The following is a 23,331-nucleotide window of genomic DNA, read 5'->3' as shown; positions in this document are numbered from 1 at the left end:
TCTCCCTCACTGGCTCTTTCGCAGCCGTCGCGCGAACAGCGCGTTGGCCGCGGCGATCAGCAGCAGGATCAGGAACATCGTCCAGGCGATGGCGGAGGCCCGGCCGAGGTGCAGGTTCACCCAGCCCTGCTCGTACATGTACAGGCCGAGCGTCTGGTACTGGTGGTCGGCACCGCCGGTGGCCGTCCCCGCGGTGTTGAACAGCAGTGGCTCACCGAAGAGCTGGGTGGCCCCGATCGTGGAGACGACGACCGTGAAGAGGATGGTGGGCCGCAGCGACGGGATGGTGACATGCAGGAACTGCTTCCAGCGCGAGGCCCCGTCCAGCGCCGCTGACTCGTACAGATCGTTCGGCACGGCCTGCATGGCGGCCAGGTAGATCAGCGCGTTGTAACCGGTCCACCGCCAGATGACGATCGTGGAGACCGCGATCTGCGAGGTCCAGGTGCCGTTCTGCCAGTCGATGCCGTCCAGCCCGACCAGCCCCAGGGACCAGTTGACCATGCCGTAGTCACGCCCGAAGAGCAGCGCGAACACCAGCGTGGCGGCGGCGACGGAGGTGGCGTACGGGGTGAGGATCGCCACCCGGAAGAACATCGAGGCGCGCAGCCGGTAGTTGAGCAGATGCGCGATCCCGAGGGCCATCAGCAGCTGGGGAACGGTGGAGATCACTCCGATGGTGAAGGTGTTCCGCAGCGCTTTCCAGAAGAACTCGTCTTCCCACAGCCGGGAGAAGTTGTGCCACCCCGCCCACTCCATATGGGTGGGGTTGGTGAGCTCCACTTGGTGCAGCGAGGCCCACCCCGTGTAGAGCAGCGGGAAGAGGCCGAAGGCGGCGAAGAAGATGAAGAAGGGGGCGACGAAGGCGTACGGGCTCCATCGCACATCCCAGCGGTAGCGGCGGCTGCGCCGGTCGCGGCGCCGCTGCTCGGCCGGGTCGGGCGCCGGCGCGGTCGCGGCGCGCGGGGCCGCGCCCCCCTGCCCTGCGGGGGGCGCGGCCGTATCAGGGGTAAAACCGGAAGGTGCGGTCATGTCCGGGTCACTGATCCAGCGCGTTGTCGTTCGTCTTGATCGCGGCCTTCCAGCCTTCGTCGGCGGACTTGCCCTGCTGCTCGACCTGGAGCAGGCCGACATCGGTGAAGTTCTGCTTGATGACGGCGTCCTTCGGGCCCAGGATCTGCGTCGGACTGTCCTTCGCGGCCTGGGAGAAGATCTTGCCGATGGGCGCGTTGTTGAAGTAGGGGAGCTTGGCGTCGGCCACCTGGGGAAGGCTGTACGCGGCCTGGGCGCTGGGGAAGCTCGCCTGCTTCTCGAAGAGCTTGGCCTGCTGCTCGGGCGCGGTCAGCCAGGCGGCGAGCTTGACCGCCTCGTCCTTGTTCTTCGCCGCCTGCGGCACGGAGAGGAAGGAGCCGCCCCAGTTGGCGGGCTGGGGGGCGGCCGCGACGTCCCACTTGCCCTTGTACTTGTCCCCGGCGTACTCCTTGATCTGGCCGAGCATCCAGGCCGGGCAGGAGACGGTGGCGAACTTGCCGTTGGCGAGCGCCTGCTGCCAGGGCTTGGTGAACTCCTGGAGCTTGGCGGAGAGCTTGGACGCGGACGCGTCGGTCGCCAGCTTCCACGCCTTCTTGACGGCCGGGCCGTCCTTGTAGATGGGCTTCCCGCTCTTGTCGTAGTAGACCTCCGAGCCGCCGGAGACCGCCGCGTTGAACAGTCCGCCGGCCGAGTCCAGGAACGCGGCTCCGCTCGGCGCCTTCTTCGCGTAGTCCTTGCCGGCGTCGAGGTACTTCTGCCAGTCGCCCGCCCAGAGCTTGGAGACCGCGTCACGGTCGGACGGGAGCCCGGCCTGCTCGAAGAGGTCCTTGCGGTAGCAGATCGCCATCGGGCCCACGTCCGTGCCGAGGCCGATCGTCTTTCCCTTGGCGGTGGCCTGCGCCCACTTCCAGTCGAGGAAGTTTTCCTTTTTGACGCCGTCTGCCTTCGAAAGATCAACGAACTTGTCGGCCTGGGTGGTGGTGACCTCATTGATGTTGCCCACCTCGACCGCCTGGATGTCGGCGAGCCCGCTGCCCGAGCCGAGGTGGGTGAGCAGCTGCGGGTAGTAGTTCGAGGCCGGGTCGATCACATTCTCTTCGATCTTGATATCGGGGTGCAGCTTTGTGTACTCGTCATAGAGCCCGGCCTGTTTGAAACCCATGACGCCGTATGTGCCGACGGTCACGACCGTCTTGCCCTTGCTGTCGCCGCCGCCGGACGAGCCGGTCGATCCGTCGTCGCCGTCATCGGCGCAGCCGCTGAGCAGCCCGGCTCCTAAAGCGGCGACGGCCGCGAGGACCACGGCTGTGCTGCGGTGACTACCAGTGTTCCTGCGCATTCCGTCCTCCTAGCGCCCGGCCCAACGGCTTCCGGCCAAAAAGTAGTGATACATGGCTCTTTGAGATGCATCGAGTCGGGTGGGCATCGTGCGGGTTGTGTATGGCTCGGGTACGGTGGGAGCGCTCCCAGCTGTGATGTGTTGAAGGGTCGCGGCTCCCCGCTGGGGTGTCAAGGGAGTGCGCGAAACAACTTCCCGAAACCACACTGCTGTTGAATGTCCCCGCAGCCGCCCATTTGGGGGGTTGGAGCTGCTGGGCATGGACGGCTGGAGGCGCGATATGGCAGGAACGCGGCGGCATGGCGCGGGACGGGGACGGCCGACCCTCGAGGAGGTGGCGGCCCGCGCCGGGGTCGGCCGCGGCACCGTGTCCCGGGTGATCAACGGTTCACCCCGGGTCAGCGACCGCACCCGTACGGCCGTGGAGCAGGCCGTCGCCGAACTCGGCTATGTGCCGAACCGGGTGGCCCGCGCCCTCGCCGCCAACCGCGCCGACGCCGTAGCCCTGGTCATCCCCGAGCCCGAGACCCGGCTCTTCGCCGAACCGTACTTCTCCGACATCATCCGCGGTGTCGGCGCCGAGCTCGCCGACACCGATCTCCAGCTGCTGCTCACCCTCATCCGCACGCCCAAGGAGCGGCAGCGGCTCGCGGACTACCTCTCCGCGCACCGGGTCGACGGGGTGCTGCTGGTCTCCGTCCACGCGGACGATCCGCTTCCGGACCTGCTGGAGCGGATCGAGATGCCCGCGGTGCTCAGCGGCCGCCGCTCGGCGCATGAATCGGTCCCGTACGTCGACTCGGACAACACCGGCGGCGCCCAGTCCGCCGTGGAGCACCTCATCGGCCGCGGCCGCGAGACGGTCGCCACCATCACCGGCCCGCTGGACATGTATGTCGCGCAGTGCCGCCTGGAGGGCTACCGCGCCGCGGTCCGGGCGGCGGGCCGGGAGGTGGAGGCGGAGCTGGTGGCCTCCGCGGACTTCACCGAGGAGGGCGGCCGCCGGGCGATGCGGCAACTGCTCAGCCAGCGCCCGGACCTGGACGGGGTCTTCGCCGCCTCGGACGTGATGGCCGCGGGCGCCCGTCAGGTGCTGCGCGAGAACGGCCGCCGCGTCCCGGACGATGTGGCGCTGGTCGGCTTCGAGGACTCGGCCGTCGCCCGCCATATGGACCCTCCGCTCACGAGTGTCCGGCAGGCCACGGAGGAGATGGGCCGGGCGATGGTGCGGGTGCTGCTCGAGGAGATCGCGGGGCGCTCGGACCGCACGGCCAAGCGGCCGCAGATGGTGCTGCCGACGCAACTGGTGCGCAGGGAGTCCTCCTGAGCCGGCAATGGGTGCGGGGCCGGGGGACGCTGTCCACCGGCCCCGTCGGGTGCGGGTGCGGGTGCGCTCGCGTGGCCTGCGGCCATCTACATACCGCTGAGGGCGATCACCAGAGCGACGACTGACAGCAGCGTGCCGACGACGTAACCGGCGCCACCGACCACCACCGCCTGGATGCCCGTCAGGCGGCGGCGCATGACCAGATAGACCACCAGCCCGACCGCGCAACCGACCAGCACATGGAAAAGCACCAACACCCACCCGGCGCAGACGGCCACGGCAAGACACCCGGTGGCCAACAGCGCCGCCCTCGGGCTGAGGTCGCGCCGAACAAGTGGATACACCACTGCGCCGGTGACTACCGCTATGACCGCGGTGACGATGTAAAACATGATCACGATTTCCCGTTCCCCGAGGGCGATTTGGCTTACCGGCAAACGACATCGGCATGTCTACACCAAGTGGCGCATCGGCCGCGCTCCCCCTCCGGACCCGGGCTTGATACGCCGACGGGGCCGGTGGAGCGCGCGTGCGCGTCCACCGGCCCCGCTTCTCAGGGGACGGGTCGTGCGGTTACAGCGCCGGGTAGGCGTTCTTCAGCAGCTCCTGGAACTGGGCCGAGAACCAGTGGCCCGACAGCGGAGCGTTCGGCAGCGCCCCCGACATGTTGTTGCCGTTGCGCGGGTTGCCGGTGTACGTCGGGTCGCACATCCGGTCGAAGCCCTTGCCCTCGTCGTTCGGGATCGAGGAGCTCGAGCCGTCCGACTCGCCCGGGGGCTTCATCCACACATACGCGTCGATCCCGGAAGCGGGTGCCGCCTTGGGCCGCTCCCCGAGCCCGGCGCCGGACTGGTTGCACCAGTTGCCGACGTGGATCCGGCGGTCGTAGCGCCCGCCGTTGACGTACGTGTCCACGTCCGTCTTCGCGCCGGGGCCGCTGGGCCGGGCCGAGCCGCCCCAGCCGTTGCGGGAGGTGTCGATCAGCGCGCCGATGTTGCTCGGGAAGCCGACGCTGACCAGCTCCTGGCGGAACGCCTGGGCGTAGGAGAGCTCGTCCACGTACCGGTTCCAGTCCACCCACTTCGACTGGCGCACGGTGGTGCCGTTGACCGAGTCGTTGATGGTGAAGTTGTTCTCCTTGAGCGCGCTGTAGTTGGCCGTGTTGACGATGATGCCGGCCACCTTGTCGACCGTGCTGCCCTCGGCCGTCGCCGCCTGCTTGATCACCTGTGCGGTGGGGTTGAAGTTGTCGTCCCAGCCGATCCAGCCGTGGTGCCCGGCGTCGATGTAGTTGTAGACGTTGCCGATCGAGCCCAGCTTGTTCAGGGCGTAGCCGACGCCCTTCACATAGTTGCCGTTCGCCTTCATCGTGTCGCACTCGGGCGTCGCGGTGGGCTTGCCGCCGGTGTTGGTGACCAGGTTGGGCAGCGAGTCGACCTCGATCGTGTTGACGATCCGCAGACTCGAGTTGGCGTACTTGGACTCGGAGAGGATCGCCGCGATCGGGTCGATGAACTGCGTCTTGTACTTGTCGATCTCGGTCGGGCCGAGCTCGCCGTTGGACGCCAGCGCGGAGCAGTCACGGCCGGGGAGGTCGTAGACCACTAACTGGACGACGGTCGGGCTGCCGCCGGACTGCTTCAGCGCCTCGTCGAGGTGGGCGCGCAGCCCCATCGCGCCGCCCGTGCCGTTGATCGCGGCGATCCGGTCCAGCCAGATACCGGTCGGCTGGTTGGAGACCTTGCTGCCACCGGGCTCGGCGGCGGCCTTCGCCGACCAGTCGGGGTTCACGTACACCTTGGCGCCCGAGTACGGGTTGTCGACCTTCGCGGCGGCCGCCCTGCCGCTGTCCACCTGGGCGGACGCCACACCGGTCAGCGCCCCCATGGTCAGCGCGGAGGCGGCGAGCAGGGTGCCCGCCATTCGGATTCTGCGGCTCATTGCATTCCCTTCAGATGATCGCGGAGTCCCACGCCGTAGTTGGTCGGCGTGCCGTTGTAATCGCTGATCAGGGACGGGCCCGAGGAACAGTCCCAGGTGTTCCAGGTCCACCCCAGATACGAGGCGCCCTTGGCGTCCAGCCAGGCCATGACCCGGTCGACATAGCCGTGGGAGCAGGTGTTCTCGCCGATCTCGCCCGCCACGAACGGGACTTGGGCGATGACCGGGGCCACCTGTTCGTTGAAACAGCTCTCGCCGGCGCAGGTGTTGAAGTTGTAGGTGTGCCAGGCGGCGGCGAGGTTGCCCGCCGGGTCGTTCGGCTTGTGCGTCAGCCACTGGCGCAGATCGTTGGAGTAGGCGACCCCGGGGATCAGCACCAGGTTCCTGGCGCCGGTGGCCCGTACGGCGTTCAGCAGCGTCTGCATCCCGGCGACCTGGAAGTCGATCCCGGGGCAGCTGCCGCCGTCGCGCCAGCACTTCCACGCCGCCGTGAGGTCGGAGGTGGCGCGGTCCGGGAACGGCTCGTTGAACAGGTCGAAGACCACGGCCTGGTCGCCCTTGAAGGTTTGGGCGACCGAGGTCCAGAAGGCCGGGGTGTACTGCGCGTCCGGCATCGGCTTCTGGCAGGTGGCGTACTCGGTGTCGGCGCAGTGGCTGTCCCCGCCGGTGTATCTGCCGTGGCTCCAGTGGAGTTCGACTATGGGCGTGATGCCACGGGCCTCCAGCCGGGCGACGAGTGCCTTGACGGCCGCGATGTAGTTGGCCCCTCCGTAGGCCGCGTTGATATGGGAAAGGCCGAGCCAGCACTCCTCGTTGAGCGGGATCCGGACCGCGTTGACCTTCCAGTCGGCGATGGCCTTGACGGCCGCGTCGTCCACGGGGCCGTCGAAGATGCCACGCCCCTGGACGCACATGAACTCACCGCCGGAGCGGTTGACGCCCAGCAGCCGCCGGGTGGCGCCGTTCTCGTCGACGAGCTTGTTGCCTGAGGCGCGAAGCCTCGGCGGTGCCGCGGTGGGCGCGGTCACCGCTGGGGCGCTCGCGGCCGGAGCGGCCACGGCCGGGCCGCCCGCCGCCGAGGCGGTGGCGGTGGTGGCGGCGGTGGCCGTGGCCGCGGGCACCAAGGCGGTGCCCGCCACGGATAACACCGCGGCGGCCACCAAGGCATAAAGGCGCGGGGGTGCTCGCATGGAGCGACTCCTCGAGGTCCAAGCGCCGTTCGATACGGCGCAGACTGCTGGAACCGCTCCCACTGGTTGAAGTGAAGGTAGCGCTCGACGGGCGCATGTCAACAGACCTCGTTCACGAATTATCGGTCGAAGCTGTTCGACGACCCGCTGTTGTTCAAAGACTTGACACTCCTTCAGGCTGACACGAACCTTGGGAGCGCTCCCACTGGTTCGCACTTCCCCCACCACCGCACGAACCGCGAGGAGGTCCCCCGATGCGCGTACAGCGTGGCTCGCCCTTATCCGGGGCACGACGACGAATGAGACGGCTGGTGACCACCTTCGCCGCCGCCCTCTCGCTCCCCGTGGCCATGACCGCGGCGGGCGGCGCGGCACCCGCGCACGCCGCGGCGGTCCAGTGCGGGGTCGACTACAAGACCAATGACTGGGGCTCCGGCTTCACCGCCGATCTCACCATCACCAACCCCGGCACCGACGCCATCGACGGCTGGACCCTGACGTACGACTACGCCGGCAACCAGAAGCTCGCCAACGGCTGGAACGGCAGCTGGTCGCAGTCCGGCAAGACCGTCACCGTCACCAACGCCGGGCACAACGCGAAGATCGCGGCCGGGGGCAATGTCACCACCGGCGCCCAGTTCACCTACAGCGGCACCAACGCCGCCCCCACCTCCTTCGCCGTCAACGGCGTGGCCTGCCGGGGCGCCCATCAGCCGCCCATCGCGGTGCTGAGCAGCCCGTCACCCGGCGCCGTCTTCACCTCCGGCGGCACCGTCCCGATGACGGCCACGGCCGCGGCGGCCGACGGGGCGACGATCAGCAAGGTGGAGTTCTACAGCGACACCAAGCTCCTCGGCACCGACACCACCTCCCCGTACTCCTTCGACTACACGGACGTCCCGGCCGGCGACTACTCGCTCTACGCCAAGGCGTACGACAGCCAGGGCGCCGCCGCCGAGTCCACCCCCGTAGGCATCCATGTGGCGGCCGGGCCCGCGCTGGTGGCCAGTCCCGGGCAGCTCGGGGTGCAGCAGGGCAAGACCGGGACGTTCGGCGTGAAGCTGTCCACCAAGCCGTCCGGAGACGTCACCGTCTCCGTCGCCCGCACCTCGGGCAACACCGGGCTGACGGTCTCCTCGGGCGCCGCCCTCACCTTCACCCCCGCCAACTGGGACACCGCCCAGCAGGTGACCGTCGCCGCCGCGAACTCCGGCACCGGCGCCGCGACCTTCACCGCGACCGCCGCAGGCCACACCAAGGCCGAGGTCACCGTCACCCAGCTGGCCGCCGCGAAGGTCTACGACGCCCGCTTCCTGGACCTCTACGGCAAGATCACCGCACCCTCGGCGGGCTATTTCTCGCCCGAAGGCGTTCCGTACCACTCGGTGGAGACCCTGATCGTCGAGGCCCCCGACCACGGCCATGAGACGACCTCCGAGGCGTACAGCTACTTGATCTGGCTCCAGGCGATGTACGGCAAGGTCACCGGCGACTGGTCCAAGTTCAACAACGCGTGGGACCTCATGGAGAAGTACATGATCCCCACCCACGCCGACCAGCCCACCAACAGCTTCTACAACGCCTCCAAGCCCGCCACCTACGCGCCCGAGTGGGACCAGCCCTCCCAGTACCCCTCGCAGCTCAACGGCAACGTCCCGGTCGGCAACGACCCCATCGCCGCCGAGCTGAAGAGCGCGTACGGCACCGATGACATCTACGGCATGCACTGGATCCAGGACGTCGACAACGTCTACGGCTACGGCAACGCGCCCGGCAAGTGCGAGGCGGGGCCGTCCGACACCGGCCCGTCCTACGTCAACACCTTCCAGCGCGGCCCGCAGGAGTCGGTCTGGGAGACCGTGACCCAGCCCACCTGCGACGGCTTCAAGTACGGCGGCAAGAACGGCTACCTGGACCTGTTCACCGGCGACGCCGCGTACGCCAAGCAGTGGAAGTTCACCAACGCCCCCGACGCCGACGCCCGGGTCGTCCAGGCCGCCTACTGGGCCTCGGAGTGGGCCAAGGCGCAGGGCAAGGGCGGCCAGATCTCCGGCAACATCGCCAAGGCCGCCAAGATGGGCGACTATCTGCGCTACGCGATGTACGACAAGTACTTCAAGAAGATCGGCAACTGTGTCGGGGAGACCGCCTGCCCGGCCGGGAGCGGCAAGAACAGCTCCCACTACCTGCTGTCCTGGTACTACGCCTGGGGCGGCGCCACCGACACCTCCGCGGGCTGGTCCTGGCGCATCGGCTCCAGCCACGCCCACGGCGGCTACCAGAACCCCATGGCGGCCTGGGCCCTGAGCTCGTACGCCGACCTCAAGCCCAAGTCCGCGACGGGCGCGAGCGACTGGTCCACCAGCCTCAAGCGCCAGCTGGAGTTCTACCGCTGGCTCCAGTCCAGCGAGGGCGCCATCGCGGGCGGCGCCACCAACAGCTGGCAGGGCCGCTACGCCACACCGCCGTCGGGCAGCTCCACCTTCTACGGCATGTACTACGACGAGAAGCCGGTCTACCACGACCCGCCGTCCAACCAGTGGTTCGGCTTCCAGGCGTGGTCCATGGAGCGCGTCGCGGAGTACTACAACCGCACCGGTGACGCCTCCGCCAAGACGGTCCTGGACAAGTGGGTGAAGTGGGCGCTGTCCAAGACCACCGTCAACGCCGACGGCACCTACCAGATCCCGTCCACCCTCCAGTGGTCCGGCCAGCCCGACACCTGGAACGCCTCCAGCCCCGGCGCCAACGCGAACCTGCACGTCACCGTCGCCGACTACACCAATGACGTCGGCGTGGCGGCCGCGTACGCCAAGACCCTGTCCTACTACGCCGCCAAGTCCGGCGACACCAAGGCCAGGGACACCGCGAAGGCGCTGCTGGACGGCATGTGGAACAACTACCAGGACGCCCTCGGCATCGCGGTCCCCGAGACCCGCGCCGACTACAACCGCTTCGACGACCCGGTCTACGTCCCCAGCGGCTGGACCGGGACCATGCCGAACGGTGACAAGATCGACTCCAGCTCCACCTTCATGTCGATCCGCTCCTTCTACAAGGACGACCCGGCCTGGTCGAAGGTCGAGGCGTATCTGAAGGGCGGCGCGGTGCCCAGCTTCACGTACCACCGGTTCTGGGCCCAGGCGGACATCGCGCTGGCGATGGGGTCGTACGCGGACCTCTTCGAATAGCCGGTTCCGGCGCCTGACAGGCGGGGCTCCCGGGTGCGGGAGCCCCGCCGCTCACGTGAGTTCGGTCCGTGCCCCGGCTCCGTACACCGCGCGCACGTTGTCCTCCGGCCGCGGCTTGTCCCTGCCGCAGGGCCCCGCCGCGAAGGCGCGCAGCAGATTCTCCGTGGTGCGGGTGACGAAGGCCCTGGTGCGCGCGTCCATCCCGTGATCGCGCCCGTTCTCGGAGGTGCCCGCCATCAGGGCCTCCACCCAGCGCATCGTCCCCGAGGCGAAGACCCCCGCCCCGCTCGCCACGGTGTAGTACGCGGTGTCCGCGTGGCTGTGCCGCCCCCGGCAGACCAGGGGGGAGTGGGCGATGATCCGCAGCGGCGCCGGGGTGGGATCGCCCGGGGTGACCCGGTCGTACTCCACCCCCACCAGATGGTCGAAGGAGTCGCCGTCGTCCACCCCGGTCCCGGCGAACAGCCAGTGGCCGCCGTCCAGGACGACGTACGGGGCGTCGGTCGGGTAGCCCTCGTAGAGGACGCCGGTCAGCGAGGACTCGGGGTCGGGCGCGGGGGGCTGGCGGAAGTCGGTGGTCGCCAGGTCGCGATGGTTCACCAGGTACGGGTCGTCCCGGTAGGCGGTCTTGTAGCAGACCACGGTGCGCGCGGGGGCGCCGCCGGGGCCTGGCTCCAGCCGGATCCGGCGGAAGCAGGTGTTGGCGCCGAGGAAGGCCAGATTGGTGCCGCCGTCCCGGGCCCGGGTCACGTACCGCCGCTGCCGCGGGGTCCAGTACTCGTCGTGACCGAGCGACAGGGCGGCCGAGGCGCCCTCGAGCACGGCCGGTCGCAGATGGACGTCCACGCCCGTGGTGTACGCGAGCGGGAGGCCCAGCCGTTCGGCGAGGACCACCACGGCCCGCTCGTGGACCAGGAACTTCTCCGCCCCGCTGCTCGCGTACGGCCGGTCGAAGCTGACGGCCAGCGAGCGCGACCCGTACGCACCGTCCCGGCCCTGGTAGAGGCTGTAGCCGCCCCAGGTGTTGTACGCCTGCCAGGTGGCCGGTGCGTGCATCAGCAGGGTCCGGCCCCGCGCCTGCCGCGAGCGCACGATCAGCGGCACATAGCGCTGATGGCCGTTCGAGGCGTCCAGCCGCAGCAGATACGAGCCCTCCGGCCAGTTCCGGGCGCGTATGCGGAGCGAACGGTCCCAGTCGGCCCGCACCGTGCGGGTGGCGTCGAGGAACCGGGGCGCGCCTTGCTTCCTGCCGTCCACCCGTCCCGACCGCCACACCAGCCGCGCCTGCGCCCCGCCGTACCAGCCGATCCGGTAGGCCGATACGCGGAAGGCGGGGGCGGTGGTCGACACATGGAGGCCGACCTCCTCGTCGGGCAGCACGCTCACCCGGTCGGTGTAGCCCTCGATGGCGTCGGGCGGCCCCGCCGAGCGGATGCGCCAGTCGGCACTGCCCGGCCGGGCCCGCTCCGCCTCCTCCGCCCGGCGCGCGGCGTCGGCGCGCCGGGACGGGCGGGCGCGGTGGCCGTTCCGCTCGGCCGAGGAGTCGCAGCCCGTCGCGACCGCCGCCGCGGCACCGGCCGCGGCGGCGGCTCCGAGGAAGCGGCGGCGGCCCAGCCCACCGGATATCCGGCCGTGATCTCCGTCCACCGGACCATCGTGGGGCGCGGGGCGGGGGCGGACGAGCCGGGAAGGCCCGAACGAGTATCCGGCCGGGCGGGCCGGCGCCTCCGAGGGTGCGGCGCCTTCGAGGGTTCGGCTCCTCCGAGGTGCGGCGTCTCCGAGGTGCGGTGGGAGGGCGCCGGGCGCAGCCTGGGACATATGACCGAATCCCAGGCGCCGCGCATCCACCGGCCTCCGATCGTGGTGCTCGGCGTCCAGCAGAACAATCCCCCGTTCCGTCTGGTCGAGATCGCCGGTGAGCTGGCGGGCAAGGCGCACTCGGTCCTGGACGTCATCGAGATCGCGCGGGAGGTCGGCCTGGACGACGTCGACCTGGACGATCCGGACGTGGTCCGGTGGGTGGGCGGCGACAAGTTCACCTGGACGTCGTTCTGGCCCCGGAACCGTCCGCACCGCGAACACCCGGGCTAGGCTCGCTGTCAACGCGACGTTGACACCCCCAGGAGTGTCAACCTATGGTTGACACATGACGAAACCAGTCGGACTCACCCATCCCGTGCGCCTCGACGACCTGATCGAGGCCATCAAGAAAGTCCACCCCGACGCCCTTGACCAGCTCACCGACGCGGTGATCGCCGCCGAGCACCTCGGCGAGGTGGCCGACCACCTCATCGGCCACTTCGTGGACCAGGCCCGCCGCTCCGGCGCCTCCTGGACCGACATCGGCAAGAGCATGGGGGTGACGCGGCAGGCGGCCCAGAAGCGCTTCGTCCCCAAGGCGTCCGGCGAGCCGTCGGACCTCGACCCGAGCCAGGGCTTCGGCCGCTACACGACGCGCGCCCGGAGCGTCGTGGTCGCCTCCCAGAACGAGGCCCGAGCCGCCGACAACGCCGAGATCCGCCCCGAGCACCTCATCCTCGGCCTCCTGGCCGAGCCCGAGGGGCTGGCCGCCAAGGCGATCGTCGCCCAGGGTGTCCTCCTGGACGCCGTCCGCCAGGAGGCCACCGCCGCCCTCCCGCCCGCGGCCGACTCCATGCCCGCCCTGGTCCCCTTCGACGCCGACGCGCGCAAGGTCCTCGAACTCACCTTCCGCGAGGCGCTTCGGCTGGGCCACAACTACATCGGCACCGAGCACATCCTCCTCGCCCTCCTCGAACACGAGGACGGCGCGGGCCTGTTGACCGGCCTGGGGATCGACAAGGCCGCCACGGTGGACATCATCACCAAGACGCTGACCCGGATCGCCGAGGCCATCAAGGACGAGATGGAGGGGTGACCGCCCGGCCCTCTAAGACCGGAGGCCGGAACAGCCGTGAGGTGCCGGTCAGGCCGAGGACCCGCCTGACCGTGCGGCTCGGGGAGCGGACGATGACCGTCTTGCCGTGGGCGAGCGCGTCCCGGCGGAGCCTCAGCAGCGCGTTGAGCGCCGAGCAGTCCCAGAACCTCACCGCGCTCAGGTCCACGTCAACGCCCTCGACGGAATCGCGGAGGGCGTCGCGCAGGGCGGCGGACATGACGGGGGCGGTCTCGTAGTCCACCTCTCCGTTGACCACGACAACCTTCCGGGGACCCTCCGGGTAGCTGTCGGTGAGGAGGATGGTCGAGGGGCCCGGTGGCGTCGAACCGGCCGATGTCCCCGGTGCCGTGCCTATAAGGGGCCCGTACGGCGGGCGATGTCCAGGCTCGGGCACGGAGATGTCTCGTGCGTGCACCTGTCTGTCTCCCCTCGAGGTCGCCTGACCGGCGTCACACGGCTTGCTATATACGAAGCCAGATTCATGTTTCCAGATGCGCTATTGTTTCGGCAATATCATGAGGCCATGGGAGGAGTGCCTGAATCGCACACTGGATGGACGTTCTTGACCAACCACGCCCGCGTGCTGGCCGCGATCGCCGACGATCCGAACGTACGGATCCGCGATATCGCCGCGCACTGCCGGCTGACCGAGCGCGCCGTCCAAAAGATCATCGGCGACCTGGAGCAGGACGGATATCTGTCCCACACCCGTGAGGGGCGTACGAACACGTACCGCATCGAGCCGGGGAAGGTCCTGCGCCACCCGGCCGAGGCCGGGCTCCCCGTGGCCTCGCTCCTCTCCCTGCTCGTCGAGGACGAGGACCGGCGCAAACACGTCGACGGTCCGCTCGGCGACGGTTCGCTCGGCGACGGGGGTCCGGTGGTGGATGAGGCTCCCGCCCAACCGACCTCCGACTCCCACCCGCCTCGACTACTCTGAGGCCGATCCCTGACGTCACAGCCAGGAGGAGTCACGGTGCGCATCGGCGAACTCGCCGCCAGGACCGGCGTCAGCGTACGAGCGCTGCGCTACTACGAGGAGCAGCGCCTGCTCACCTCGGAGCGCAGCCCCAGCGGCCAGCGCCACTACGCGGACGCCGCGGTCGGCCGCGTCCTGTGGATCCAGTGCCTCTACGCCGCGGGCCTGTCGAGCAAGACCATCCGCGAATTCCTCCCCTGCGCGCACTCCGGCGTCGCCACCCCCGCGGGCATCGCCCGCCTCATCGCCGAACGCGACCGCATCAACGCCCAGATGGCCGACCTGGCCACGGCCCGCGATCACCTCGAAGAGGTCATCGCGGCGGCCAGCGGCACGGTCGGAGGCGAAGTGTGCTGCGTCCCGCAAAGCGCTTGACCCCACGCGGCCCCTGGTGGGCGGGTCAGTCTCGGTTCGGCGCCAGATGCTCCCGGAAGAAGGCGATGGCCGCTGCCGAGGCCCGAGCGAACTCGGTGGTGTACGGGGCGAAGTGCCCACCCGGGATCGTCACCAGCCGCTTCGGCTCCAGCGCCCGGTTGTAGGCGGCGAGCCCGGTGTCGGTGAGGGTGACGGTGTCCCGCAGACCGACGATCATCAACAGCGGCGTGGGGGAGACGCGGTCGACGAGCACACCCGGCTCGTACGTGCGGGCCTTGCGGGTGGATCGGACGGTGACGCTGTTGTCCCAGCGCGTTCCTTCGGGGAGCTCCTGGAGGTAGAAGTCGACGGCGTCCTGGGCGCGGTAGGAGGCGGCGACCGCCGGGTCGGCGCTGGCCAGGGCCTGGGTACGCGGCGCCTCGCCCGCCGCTTGCGCACGCTCGTCGGAGTCGAGGGCGGCCTCCAGAGCGGCGATGTCGTCAGGGGCGACGCGGCGCCTGGACTGCTCGGAACCGCTGATGGTCGGCACCTGGGCCACGACGGCCCTCAGACGGCGGTCACTGGCCCCCAGCACGATCGCGTGCCCGCCGGCATAGCTGGAGCCCCACAGACCGATCCGGTCGGCGTCGACCTCGGGGCGCGACTCCAGATACGTGATGGCACGCCGCCAGTCCTCGATCTGCTTCCAGGGGTCGATGTCCTGGCGCGGTGTGCCGTCGCTGGCACCGAAGGTGCGGTGGTCATGGACCAGCGCGGCAAAGCCGGCATCGGCGAACGCGGCGGCGAGTCGGAGCAGGGCCATTTCCTTCACCGCGCCGTACCCATGGGCCATGGTGACCGCCGGATGCCGCCCGGACCCGTCGGGAACGTACAGCGCCCCGCGCAAGGTCACGCCGTCGGGCGCGGCGAATTCGATGTCGAGGTGGGTGGACTGGCCCATGGCTGCTTCTCCCGGTGTGGGCGACCGGTGTCGTCGGGTGTGCCGCCGGATATGCCGTTCACACCTCCCACGGTGCACCGGGCAGTGCGTACCCACCAACAGGGAGACGCGGAAGAGGCCGCTGACCCACTTGCTCAGGTCAGCGGCCTCTTCGAAGAGGGTGAGTAACGGGACTCGAACCCGCGACATCCTGGACCACAACCAGGTGCTCTACCAGCTGAGCTATACCCACCACGACCGGTGCTTTTCGCACCGGCCGAGAAAAAGTGTACAGGGTCCGGAGGGGTGCTCGCTCCCGGCTTTCGGGGAGTCGGGAGCGAGCACCGGGACGGCGGCGGGGTTCAGGCGTGCCGGGCGGGCAGGACGTGCTTGGTCGCGATGGCCTTCGCCGTGTCCGAGTCCGGGCCGGGAGCTGGTACGAAGATCGATTCCCGGTAGTAGCGCAGTTCGGCGATGGACTCGTGGATGTCCGCGAGCGCGCGGTGGTTGCCGTTCTTCTTGGGGCTGTTGAAGTAGGCCCGCGGATACCAGCGGCGGGCCAGCTCCTTGATCGAGGAGACGTCGACGATCCGGTAGTGGAGGTAGCTCTCGAGCGTCGGCATGTCCCGGAGGAGGAAGCCCCGGTCGGTGCCGACCGAGTTTCCGCACAGCGGGGCCTTGCCGGCCTCGGGGACGTGCTCGCGGATGTAGGCCAGGACACGGTCCTGGGCATCCTCGAGCGTGGTCCCGCCCTCGAGCTCGGCGAGCAGGCCGGAGGTGGTGTGCATCTCGCGCACCACCTCGGGCATGGTGACCAGCGCTTCCGCGGGGGGGCGGACAACGATGTCCACTCCCTCGCCCAAGATGTTCAGCTCGGAGTCCGTGACCAGCGCGGCCACCTCGATAAGCGCGTCGTTCGCCAGCGAGAGCCCGGTCATCTCGCAGTCGATCCACACCATGCGATCGTTCATACGTCTCACCCTACGGGGCGTTCCCGCTGGCCGGGCAGGGACGGACGGCCCGGGGCCCGGCCCGCGGCCTGTTCGGGCAGGCGTGGGGCATAGGCGTCCGACTCCGGTTTGCCAGGCTCCGGATGCGGAGCGTGATGGTGGTGCGGCGGGTGCCCCGAGTGGCCCGTGGCGGCGCCGGGCGCGCCCGGCCGCCGCAGCGGCAGGGAGTGGTCGCCGACACGGGGTTCGATCACCTCGGCGCGGTCGGGCCGGTCGGCCCGCTCCAGCCGTTCCAGCCGCTCCAGGCGGTCGGGGCGGTCCGGGCGCTCCGCGGGCCCGCCCTGGGGCCTGCGGGCGCGGTACGCGGCCCGGTAGGCGGCCGGGGAGGACCCCAGCTGCCGTCGGAAGTGCCCGCGCAGCGCGACCGGCGAGCGGAAGCCACAGCGCCCCGCGACCTCGTCGACCGAGTAGTCGGAGGTCTCCAGGAGCCGCTGCGCCTGGAGCACCCGCTGGGTGATCAGCCACTGGAGTGGAGCGCTCCCAGTGAGCGAGCGGAACCTGCGGTCGAAGGTTCTGCGGCTCATGTAGGCGCGGGCAGCCAGGGCCTCGACGTCGAACTGCTCGTGCAGATGCTCGAGCGCCCACGCCACCACCTCGGCGAGCGGATCCGCCCCGATCTCCTCTGGTAACGACCTGTCCAGATAGCGCTCCTGCCCTCCGCTGCGGCGCGGCGGGACGACCAGGCGCCTGGCGAGGGCGCCGGCGGCGTCCGCGCCGTGGTCGGTGCGCACGATGTGCAGGCACAGGTCGATCCCGGCGGCGGTGCCCGCCGAGGTCAGTACGTCGCCGTCGTCCACGAAGAGCTCGCGGGGGTCCACATGGACCGACGGATAGCGCTTGGCGAGCGTCGGCGCGTACATCCAGTGGGTGGTCGCCGGGCGGCCGTCCAGCAGCCCGGCGGCGGCCAGTACGAAGGCCCCGGTGCACAGGCCTACGATCCGCGCGCCCTCCTCGTGCGCGCGGCGCAGCGCGTCGAGCGCGGCGGCCGGTGGCGGCTGGGTTATCGACCGCCAGGCCGGTACGACGACGGTGCCGGCCCGGGAGAGTGCCTCCAGGCCGTATGGTGCGGTCAGTTCCAGTCCGCCAGTCGTTCGCAATGGCACATCTTCGCCCGCGCACACCAGAAGTCGGTACCGAGGAACTCCGGCGTCCTGCCGGTCGATACCGAAGACGGAGAGCGGGATGGAGCTTTCGAAGATGGGGCCGCCGCTGAACAGCAGCACCGCGACGATTTCTCGTCGCCGGCGTCCGGAGAGCTTGCGCGAGGTCTCCGGTACGGTCGTGGAGTCCTGGCTCATGGCACTAAGCCCCCCTCGGTGGTCGCGTCCTCTCGGTCCTGCACGTTTCCCCTCGGTCCTGAACGGTTCCCCCGCCGGTCATGGCCAAGATCGAATCTACTGTGTCGCGTGTGGTCGCCGTGACCAGTTCACCACCCGCCACTATGTCGACATGACAACTTGGCGCGAAGCATTCGATCACGAAGCGTTGCACTCGTAGCCCTCGCTGTGAAGTACGCCTTGTGCGGACACCCACTTCCCGTAGGGGGTACGTGCGCTCCGGACCCCTTTCCACGCTGGCCGGACGGGTGTTGAGCACGGCGTTTGCCAAGGAAAGAAGTGCGGCCGGAAGTTGGCTGAAAACAAGCGGGCGCAGAGGTACGGATGGGTCATACGACCGGCGTACGTGGGGCTCGTACTTCTTCAGGGGGCGAGCGGTCGTCTTCCGGGCTTGAGCGGTGCTATAGCGACGCTCCATCGGCGCTGCGTGCGCGGAGCGCTACGCACCGCTTCCCCGGCTCCGGCCCTTTCCGGTCTGCCCTCGGACGTGGGCCTTCCGGTCGGCCCTCAGACGCGGCGGCCGCCCCGGTGCGCGCCGATCCCCGTACGGCCGTGACGGCCCCGGTGTGGGCTGACGCCGTCCGCGCCCAGCCGGGCCGCGGTGCGCTCGGAGTGGCGCAGCAGGGCGCGGCTGGCGGCCGTCACGGCGGCGAGGCCCGCGGCGGCCCCCAGGGCGGCGCCGAAGGGCAATCCGCACATGAGCAGGACGACGGGGACCACGGCGCAGCTGAAGGCCGCCCAGCGGATCACCTCGCTCACCGCGTCGCTAGCGGGGGCCTGGACCTGGGCTCGAGGGGGGCTCGGAAGGTGGGGCCGTCCGGGTGTCCCGGACCCGCCGCAAGGGGTGTCGCCGGGGGTGTCGTACTCGGGGGCGACAGACACGGGCAGGGCTCCTCTCGAACGGCCGGCGAGGTGTCGGCAGGGGGCTCGGCGCGGGGGCGGCGCGGGGGCGGCGGACGGGGGATCCGGGCAGGTGGACCGGGCGGGCCGGGGCCGCCACACCGGGTGCCGCTACTACAACGCCCGGCCCGTCCCCAGGTCACTGCCGGGCGGCCGCACGACGTACCGCGGCGGCCCCGCCGAGCCGGGCCGCGGGCCGGGGCCCGGCTCGGCAGGGGACCACTTGGGGCATTGCGTTACGGGCCGCCCTCCGGCATGCTCCGGGGAACGCTTCGGGCGCTCCGCTCCCGTGGCGACCTCTGGGCAGGTGGTGAATGCCGCCGTACCCTTGGGGGTAAGGGCTTGGAAAGATGAATCCCGGACGGATTTCGACCCCTCGAGACCGTCCCCGAGCTCCAGCGGAGCTCAAGTCCCCCGACAGCCCTCTACCTGAGCCCCCGCCTATCCCTCCGCACGAGGACATCCTTCGCCGAGACACCGATGGCCGGTCACGAAATCCCCGAACCCGCGGACCGCAAGCGGGTCGCCGATCACATGGCGCACCCCGAAGCGGCGGAAGAAACACGTCATTCCTGCGATCCAGCGTTCCAGCACGGTGTTGTGGTGGGATTCGACGGCTCCATGTCGAGCGAGCGCGCCCTCGCCTATGCGATCGGCATGGCCCGGCGCTCCGGCTCCGGGCTGATCATCGTCCATGTGGCCAACCGGCTGCCGACGACGGTCTGGGCGGGCTGCGAGCCGCCGGTCTTCGTCGACGTCCCCGATCACCGCACCGAGGTGCTGGGGCTCGAACTGGCCTGCGCCGATCATCTCTCCGAGGTGCCCTGGATCCTCGTAGAGCGGGGCGGGGACATCTGCCATGAGCTGGAGGAGGTCGGCCGGGAGTACGCGGCCGACGCCATCGTGGTGGGCTCCACGCACGGGCTGGTGGGGCGGATCTTCGGCTCGGTCGCGGGGCGGCTCGCGCGGCGGGCGCAGCGGCCCGTCGTCGTCATCCCCTGAGCCCCCTGAGGCCCCCTGAGCGCCCGCCCATCGGCCCGCCCACCGGCGTCCTCCGAGCATCCCCTGAGCACCCTCGGGCCCGTTCTCGCGGGCCGTCCTGGCCGTCCTTCCGGGCCCATTCGGCCCTCCTGGGTTCGCCTGAGTTCCTGAGACCCTGGACGCACCGTGCCCGGCGCGCCTCCTCGTCAAGTGACGTTGTTCAGCCCAAAACCTCTGGCGTCGGCCCGACTTGGTGTGGGCGCCTGGAACCGGACACCCTCAACTCCCCTTGACCGCAGGCGAGATGGCGTCAAGTCCACCTTGACAACGGACAAACCTACCCGTGCGTAGAGGTGGATTGTGCGTTTGTGAGGGGTACAAACCGTTCGATCGTGCTGTCGCGCGGGAAGTGACGGTTCCCGCGCGACGGCCAGCCGCCGGCGTATGAGAGGCGACGTCGGCGAAGGGGAGGCGGCCCCCGCGTGCGTGGTGGCACACGCGGGGGACCGCCGAAGGATCAGCCCAGGTCGCGGGCGGTGTGGGCCTATTCGACCGTCACCGACTTGGCGAGGTTGCGGGGCTTGTCGATGTCCCGGCCGAGCGCCAGCGCCGTGTGGTAGGCGAGCAGTTGGAGCGGAATGCCCATCAGGATCGGGTCGAGCTCCACCTCGTTGCGGGGGACCACGATCGTGTGGTCCGCCTTCTCCTGCCCCCGGTGGGCCACGGCCAGGATCCGGCCGCTGCGGGCCTTGATCTCCTCCAGCGTCGCCCGGTTCTTCTCCAGCAGGTCGTCGTCGGGCAGGACCGCCACGGTCGGCACCTCGGGCTCGATCAGCGCGAGCGGTCCGTGCTTGAGCTCGGAGGCCGGGTACGCCTCGGCGTGGACGTAGGAGACCTCCTTCAGCTTCAGGGACGCCTCGCGCGCCACCGGATAGCCGCGGACCCGCCCGACGAACATCATGCTCTTTGCGTTCGCATATTCCGCGGCGAGCTTTTTGATCTCCTCCTCGCCGCGCAGCACCTCCGCGATCTGCTCGGGCAGCTTGCGCAGCCCGGCGATGATCCGCTTGCCGTCGGCGACCGAGAGATCGCGGATCCGGCCCAGGTGCAGGGCGAGCAGCGCGAAGGTGACGGCGGTGTTGGTGAAGCACTTGGTGGAGACGACGCACACCTCGGGCCCGGCGTGGACGTACACCCCGCCGTCCGTCTCCCGGGCGATCGCGCTGCCCACGACATTGACGACGCCCAGCACTCGCGCGCCCTTGCGCTTGAGCTCCTGGACGGCCGCCAGGGTGTCGTAGGTCTCGCCGGACTGGCTGACCGCGATGTAGAGGGTGTCCGGGTCCACCACCGGATTGCGGTAGCGGAACTCGCTCGCGGGCTCCGCGTCCGCCGGGATCCGGGCCAGCTCCTCGATCAGCTGGGCGCCGATCAGACCCGTGTGGTACGCCGAACCACAGCCGAGGATCTTGACCCGGCGCACCCCGCGCGCCTCGCGGGCGTCCAGGTTGAGCCCGCCCAGGCGGACGGTGGAGAAGCGGTCGTCGATCCGGCCGCGCAGCACCCGGTCCACGGCGTCGACCTGCTCGTGGATCTCCTTGTGCATATAGGTGTCGTGGCCACCCATGTCGTACGACTCGGCCTCCCACTCCACGGTGGTGGGGGAGGTGGAGGTGCGGCTGCCCTCGGTGGTGTAGGTGCGGTAGTCGTCGGCCTTGAGGGTGGCCATCTCGCCGTCGTCCAGGGTGACCACCTGACGGGTGTGGCTGACCAGCGCGGCGACGTCCGAGGCGACGAACATCTCCTTCTCGCCGATCCCCAGCACCACCGGCGAGCCGTTGCGGGCGACGACGATGCGGTCGGGGAAGTCCGCGTGCAGCACGGCGATGCCGTAGGTGCCCTCGACCATCGCCAGCGCGTGGCGGACCTTCTCCTCCAGGGTGGGCGCCTGGGAGCGGCCGATGAGGTGGGCGAGCGCCTCGGAGTCGGTGTCGGAGACCAGCTCCACGCCGTCGGCGGCCAGCTTGGCGCGCAGATCGGCGGCGTTGTCGATGATGCCGTTGTGGACGACGGCGACCTTGCCGTCCGCGTCCAGATGCGGATGCGCGTTGACGTCGTTGGGCGCGCCATGGGTGGCCCAGCGGGTGTGGGCGATCCCGGTGGTGCCCGCGAACCGCTTGGGCAGCCTGGCCTCGAGGTCCCGGACCCGGCCCTTGGCCTTGGCGGTCTTCAGCCCGGCGCTCTGGGCGCCCTTGGCGGGCTTGCCCTGGATCGCCAGCCCCGCGGAGTCATAGCCGCGGTACTCCAGCCGCTGCAACCCCTCCAGCAGCAGCGGTGCCACATCCCGTTTCCCGATGTATCCGACGATTCCGCACATGGTGTTCAGGCCCTCCCATTGGATCGCTCGTGCATGCTCGTGCTCGTGGCCGGCGGTGGCGGCCGCCGTCGTGGACCGGTGTCCTGGACCGGCGTCGTGGACCGGTGTCGTGGACCGGTGTCGTGGGCCGGTGTCCTGGACCGGCGTGGTCAGCCGTAGACGATGCGGCGCAGCTGGCGCAGCGAGAGTTCGGGCGGCGCCACCGCGCGGTACGGCAGCTCTGCCGTGATCCGCTCGAAGATGTCCGCGTTGGTCAGCCCGCCGGACTGGAGTTCGCGGTGGCGGCGCCGGACGAACTCCTCCGTCGTCTCGTCGAAGTACGCCAGGACGTCCAGCACCACCCGGCCCGCCTCGCCGCGGCTGAGCGGCGTACTGCGGACCAGGTGGTCGATGAGGTCATCGTGGGACATACGGCGGTCGAGCATCCGTAGATACTGCGATGTGGCGCGGTGTTTCGCAACATTCCTGCCCGATATCGGGCAGGGTTGGGTCCCGGTGACGGAAAATCCGGCCCTCGGCGGCGAGGAAGCCGTCCTTCAGGCGTCGGAAAGTCCGTCCCCCGGTCGCCGGGGAGCCGTGCCTCAGGCGTCGGAGAAGCGGCGGAGCACGGCCTGTTTGGCGGTGGTGAACTCCTCCTCGGTGAGGATCCCGCTCTGGTGAAGATCGCCGAGTTCGCGCAGTCGTCGCAGCAGGACGTCGTGATCCACCTCACCCTCGTCGCCCCCGGCGGGCGGGGCGTCCACGGGCGCCGGTTCGGGTGCGGACGGCTGGGCGGGGAGCGCCTTCGTCGGGGCGCCCGGATGCGGCATCCGCGCCATGACGGCCGCCGCGACCAGCGCCATCAGCGGATCCTTCTTGAACCCGTACAGCACCACGGCATGCGGGTCGTACTTGGGCGCGGCCGTCGCCGTGGCCTTCGCCGTGATGAAGCGGAGGTAGCCGTTCTCCAGCCCGGCGGCCGGGACCCACTCCACCGTCTCCAGATCGGACAGGAGGATCGTGCGGGGGCCGCCGGACTTCTTCGACTCCTCGGTCTTCCAGTTCCAGTCCAGCCGGACCCGCTCCCCGTCGAAGGAGGCCGTGGCGTCGCCCGCCGACGCCGAGATCGGCACCGAGGGGCCGGGCAGCACATAGCGGTCGCAGGGGCCGGACGGCACCTGCTCCAGGGTCAGGGCCCGGCGGACCTCGTCGACCAGATACTCGGCGAGGTCCCTGCGGTCCGGCTCCACCGAGAGCTGGTACGGATCGGCGGCGTCCGGCAGCTTGCCGCCGGTGGCCTGGAGCAGCGGGTCCGCCCCCTCGCGCAGGCGCAGCCGCAGTCGGCCCGACTTCCGCCCCGGCTCATAGGCCAGCCCGGCCAAGGCCACCAGGGGGACGGTCAGTTCGCCGAGCGCCTGCCGTACGGCCGGTACGCCGCGGTCCCGCCCCGGGACGATCCGGATCGCTTCCCCGTCAAAGCTCCAGGCGCCATCGCGCTGGGTGATTTCCGCCATGCGGTGAATTCTGACAGGCAGTC

General features: G+C 70.1%; 21 protein-coding genes and 1 tRNA gene. 7 read left to right on the top strand and 15 right to left on the bottom strand.

The window, feature by feature from the left end; genetic code table 11:
* Positions 1 to 6: 6 nt before the first annotated feature.
* Together ACJX2R_RS21050 and ACJX2R_RS21045 are read right to left on the bottom strand one after the other, a co-directional pair.
* Positions 7 to 1,032, bottom strand: coding sequence for a carbohydrate ABC transporter permease (locus ACJX2R_RS21050; RefSeq protein ID WP_413101398.1), 1,026 nt, complete (start codon positions 1,030 to 1,032; stop codon positions 7 to 9).
* A gap of 7 nt (positions 1,033 to 1,039) precedes the next feature.
* On the bottom strand, positions 1,040 to 2,371 hold the full coding sequence (locus ACJX2R_RS21045; protein ID WP_413101397.1) for an ABC transporter substrate-binding protein: 1,332 nt from the start codon (positions 2,369 to 2,371) through the stop codon (positions 1,040 to 1,042).
* A 280-nt stretch (positions 2,372 to 2,651) separates the two neighbouring features.
* On the opposite strand from ACJX2R_RS21045, the gene ACJX2R_RS21040 reads away from it, so the two are divergent.
* Positions 2,652 to 3,698: a LacI family DNA-binding transcriptional regulator gene (locus ACJX2R_RS21040; protein ID WP_413101396.1), complete on the top strand. Its 1,047-nt coding sequence runs from the start codon at positions 2,652 to 2,654 to the stop codon at positions 3,696 to 3,698.
* Between the two features lie 86 nt (positions 3,699 to 3,784).
* Here ACJX2R_RS21040 and ACJX2R_RS21035 read toward each other — a convergent pair whose 3' ends face one another.
* The 3 genes from ACJX2R_RS21035 to ACJX2R_RS21025 form a co-directional block, all read right to left on the bottom strand.
* Positions 3,785 to 4,090 (bottom strand): hypothetical protein, encoded by a 306-nt coding sequence (locus tag ACJX2R_RS21035; protein WP_413101395.1) that lies wholly within the window; start codon positions 4,088 to 4,090, stop codon positions 3,785 to 3,787.
* 181 nt (positions 4,091 to 4,271) lie between these two features.
* Positions 4,272 to 5,639 (bottom strand): glycoside hydrolase family 6 protein, encoded by a 1,368-nt coding sequence (locus ACJX2R_RS21030; RefSeq protein ID WP_413101394.1) that lies wholly within the window; start codon positions 5,637 to 5,639, stop codon positions 4,272 to 4,274.
* Positions 5,636 to 6,829: a glycoside hydrolase family 5 protein gene (locus ACJX2R_RS21025; protein ID WP_413101393.1), complete on the bottom strand. Its 1,194-nt coding sequence runs from the start codon at positions 6,827 to 6,829 to the stop codon at positions 5,636 to 5,638. The genes ACJX2R_RS21030 and ACJX2R_RS21025 overlap by 4 nt, the downstream gene beginning before the upstream one ends.
* Positions 6,830 to 7,128: 299 nt before the next feature.
* Here ACJX2R_RS21025 and ACJX2R_RS21020 point away from each other — a divergent pair, with 299 nt between their 5' ends.
* Positions 7,129 to 10,020, top strand: a complete 2,892-nt coding sequence (locus tag ACJX2R_RS21020) for a glycoside hydrolase family 48 protein (RefSeq protein ID WP_413101392.1) — start codon at positions 7,129 to 7,131, stop codon at positions 10,018 to 10,020.
* Positions 10,021 to 10,071: 51 nt separating this feature from the next.
* Here the strand turns inward: ACJX2R_RS21020 and ACJX2R_RS21015 are convergent, their stop codons facing one another.
* The gene (locus ACJX2R_RS21015) at positions 10,072 to 11,667 is read right to left on the bottom strand and encodes a N,N-dimethylformamidase beta subunit family domain-containing protein (protein ID WP_413101391.1); all 1,596 of its coding nucleotides are present in this window, start codon (positions 11,665 to 11,667) and stop codon (positions 10,072 to 10,074) included.
* Positions 11,668 to 11,838: 171 nt separating this feature from the next.
* On the opposite strand from ACJX2R_RS21015, the gene ACJX2R_RS21010 reads away from it, so the two are divergent.
* Both ACJX2R_RS21010 and ACJX2R_RS21005 read left to right on the top strand, forming a co-directional pair.
* Positions 11,839 to 12,111, top strand: a complete 273-nt coding sequence (locus tag ACJX2R_RS21010) for a hypothetical protein (RefSeq protein ID WP_413101390.1) — start codon at positions 11,839 to 11,841, stop codon at positions 12,109 to 12,111.
* Positions 12,112 to 12,166: 55 nt separating this feature from the next.
* The gene (locus tag ACJX2R_RS21005) at positions 12,167 to 12,916 is read left to right on the top strand and encodes a Clp protease N-terminal domain-containing protein (protein ID WP_413101389.1); all 750 of its coding nucleotides are present in this window, start codon (positions 12,167 to 12,169) and stop codon (positions 12,914 to 12,916) included.
* Here ACJX2R_RS21005 and ACJX2R_RS21000 read toward each other — a convergent pair.
* Positions 12,894 to 13,352 (bottom strand): STAS domain-containing protein, encoded by a 459-nt coding sequence (locus ACJX2R_RS21000; RefSeq protein ID WP_413101388.1) that lies wholly within the window; start codon positions 13,350 to 13,352, stop codon positions 12,894 to 12,896. The genes ACJX2R_RS21005 and ACJX2R_RS21000 overlap by 23 nt on opposite strands.
* Positions 13,353 to 13,460: 108 nt before the next feature.
* On the opposite strand from ACJX2R_RS21000, the gene ACJX2R_RS20995 reads away from it, so the two are divergent.
* Together ACJX2R_RS20995 and ACJX2R_RS20990 are read left to right on the top strand one after the other, a co-directional pair.
* Positions 13,461 to 13,877, top strand: coding sequence for a helix-turn-helix transcriptional regulator (locus ACJX2R_RS20995; protein ID WP_413101387.1), 417 nt, complete (start codon positions 13,461 to 13,463; stop codon positions 13,875 to 13,877).
* 36 nt (positions 13,878 to 13,913) lie between these two features.
* A complete protein-coding gene (locus ACJX2R_RS20990) occupies positions 13,914 to 14,291 on the top strand; it encodes a MerR family transcriptional regulator (protein ID WP_413101386.1) in 378 nt (125 codons plus the stop codon).
* A gap of 25 nt (positions 14,292 to 14,316) precedes the next feature.
* Here ACJX2R_RS20990 and ACJX2R_RS20985 read toward each other — a convergent pair whose 3' ends face one another.
* The 5 genes from ACJX2R_RS20985 to ACJX2R_RS20965 all read right to left on the bottom strand — a co-directional run bounded on the left by ACJX2R_RS20985 (position 14,317) and on the right by ACJX2R_RS20965 (position 18,316).
* Positions 14,317 to 15,231, bottom strand: a complete 915-nt coding sequence (locus tag ACJX2R_RS20985) for an alpha/beta hydrolase (protein WP_413101385.1) — start codon at positions 15,229 to 15,231, stop codon at positions 14,317 to 14,319.
* A gap of 159 nt (positions 15,232 to 15,390) precedes the next feature.
* Positions 15,391 to 15,463 (bottom strand) — tRNA-His (locus ACJX2R_RS20980).
* A gap of 109 nt (positions 15,464 to 15,572) precedes the next feature.
* A complete protein-coding gene (orn, locus tag ACJX2R_RS20975) occupies positions 15,573 to 16,181 on the bottom strand; it encodes an oligoribonuclease (protein ID WP_413101384.1) in 609 nt (202 codons plus the stop codon).
* A gap of 5 nt (positions 16,182 to 16,186) precedes the next feature.
* Positions 16,187 to 17,518 (bottom strand): helix-turn-helix domain-containing protein, encoded by a 1,332-nt coding sequence (locus ACJX2R_RS20970; protein ID WP_413101383.1) that lies wholly within the window; start codon positions 17,516 to 17,518, stop codon positions 16,187 to 16,189.
* 546 nt (positions 17,519 to 18,064) lie between these two features.
* On the bottom strand, positions 18,065 to 18,316 hold the full coding sequence (locus tag ACJX2R_RS20965) for a hypothetical protein (protein ID WP_413101382.1): 252 nt from the start codon (positions 18,314 to 18,316) through the stop codon (positions 18,065 to 18,067).
* 621 nt (positions 18,317 to 18,937) lie between these two features.
* Here ACJX2R_RS20965 and ACJX2R_RS20960 point away from each other — a divergent pair.
* Positions 18,938 to 19,459: a universal stress protein gene (locus ACJX2R_RS20960; protein ID WP_020871124.1), complete on the top strand. Its 522-nt coding sequence runs from the start codon at positions 18,938 to 18,940 to the stop codon at positions 19,457 to 19,459.
* A 523-nt stretch (positions 19,460 to 19,982) separates the two neighbouring features.
* Here ACJX2R_RS20960 and glmS read toward each other — a convergent pair.
* The 3 genes from glmS to ACJX2R_RS20945 all read right to left on the bottom strand — a co-directional run bounded on the left by glmS (position 19,983) and on the right by ACJX2R_RS20945 (position 23,308).
* Positions 19,983 to 21,815, bottom strand: a complete 1,833-nt coding sequence (gene glmS / locus ACJX2R_RS20955; protein ID WP_413101381.1) for a glutamine--fructose-6-phosphate transaminase (isomerizing) — start codon at positions 21,813 to 21,815, stop codon at positions 19,983 to 19,985.
* A 149-nt stretch (positions 21,816 to 21,964) separates the two neighbouring features.
* A complete protein-coding gene (locus tag ACJX2R_RS20950) occupies positions 21,965 to 22,240 on the bottom strand; it encodes a hypothetical protein (protein ID WP_037953108.1) in 276 nt (91 codons plus the stop codon).
* Between the two features lie 156 nt (positions 22,241 to 22,396).
* Positions 22,397 to 23,308 carry a DUF4429 domain-containing protein gene (locus ACJX2R_RS20945; protein ID WP_413101380.1) on the bottom strand — a complete coding sequence of 304 codons (912 nt, stop codon included), beginning with the start codon at positions 23,306 to 23,308 and terminating at the stop codon, positions 22,397 to 22,399.
* Positions 23,309 to 23,331: the final 23 nt, after the last annotated feature.

Source organism: Streptomyces sp. Inha503 (assembly GCF_047215865.1).
Lineage (GTDB): Bacteria > Actinomycetota > Actinomycetes > Streptomycetales > Streptomycetaceae > Streptomyces > Streptomyces lycopersici.
The sequence above is the reverse complement of the archived record's forward strand: the minus strand, read 5'-3'. Positions and strand labels throughout refer to the sequence as shown.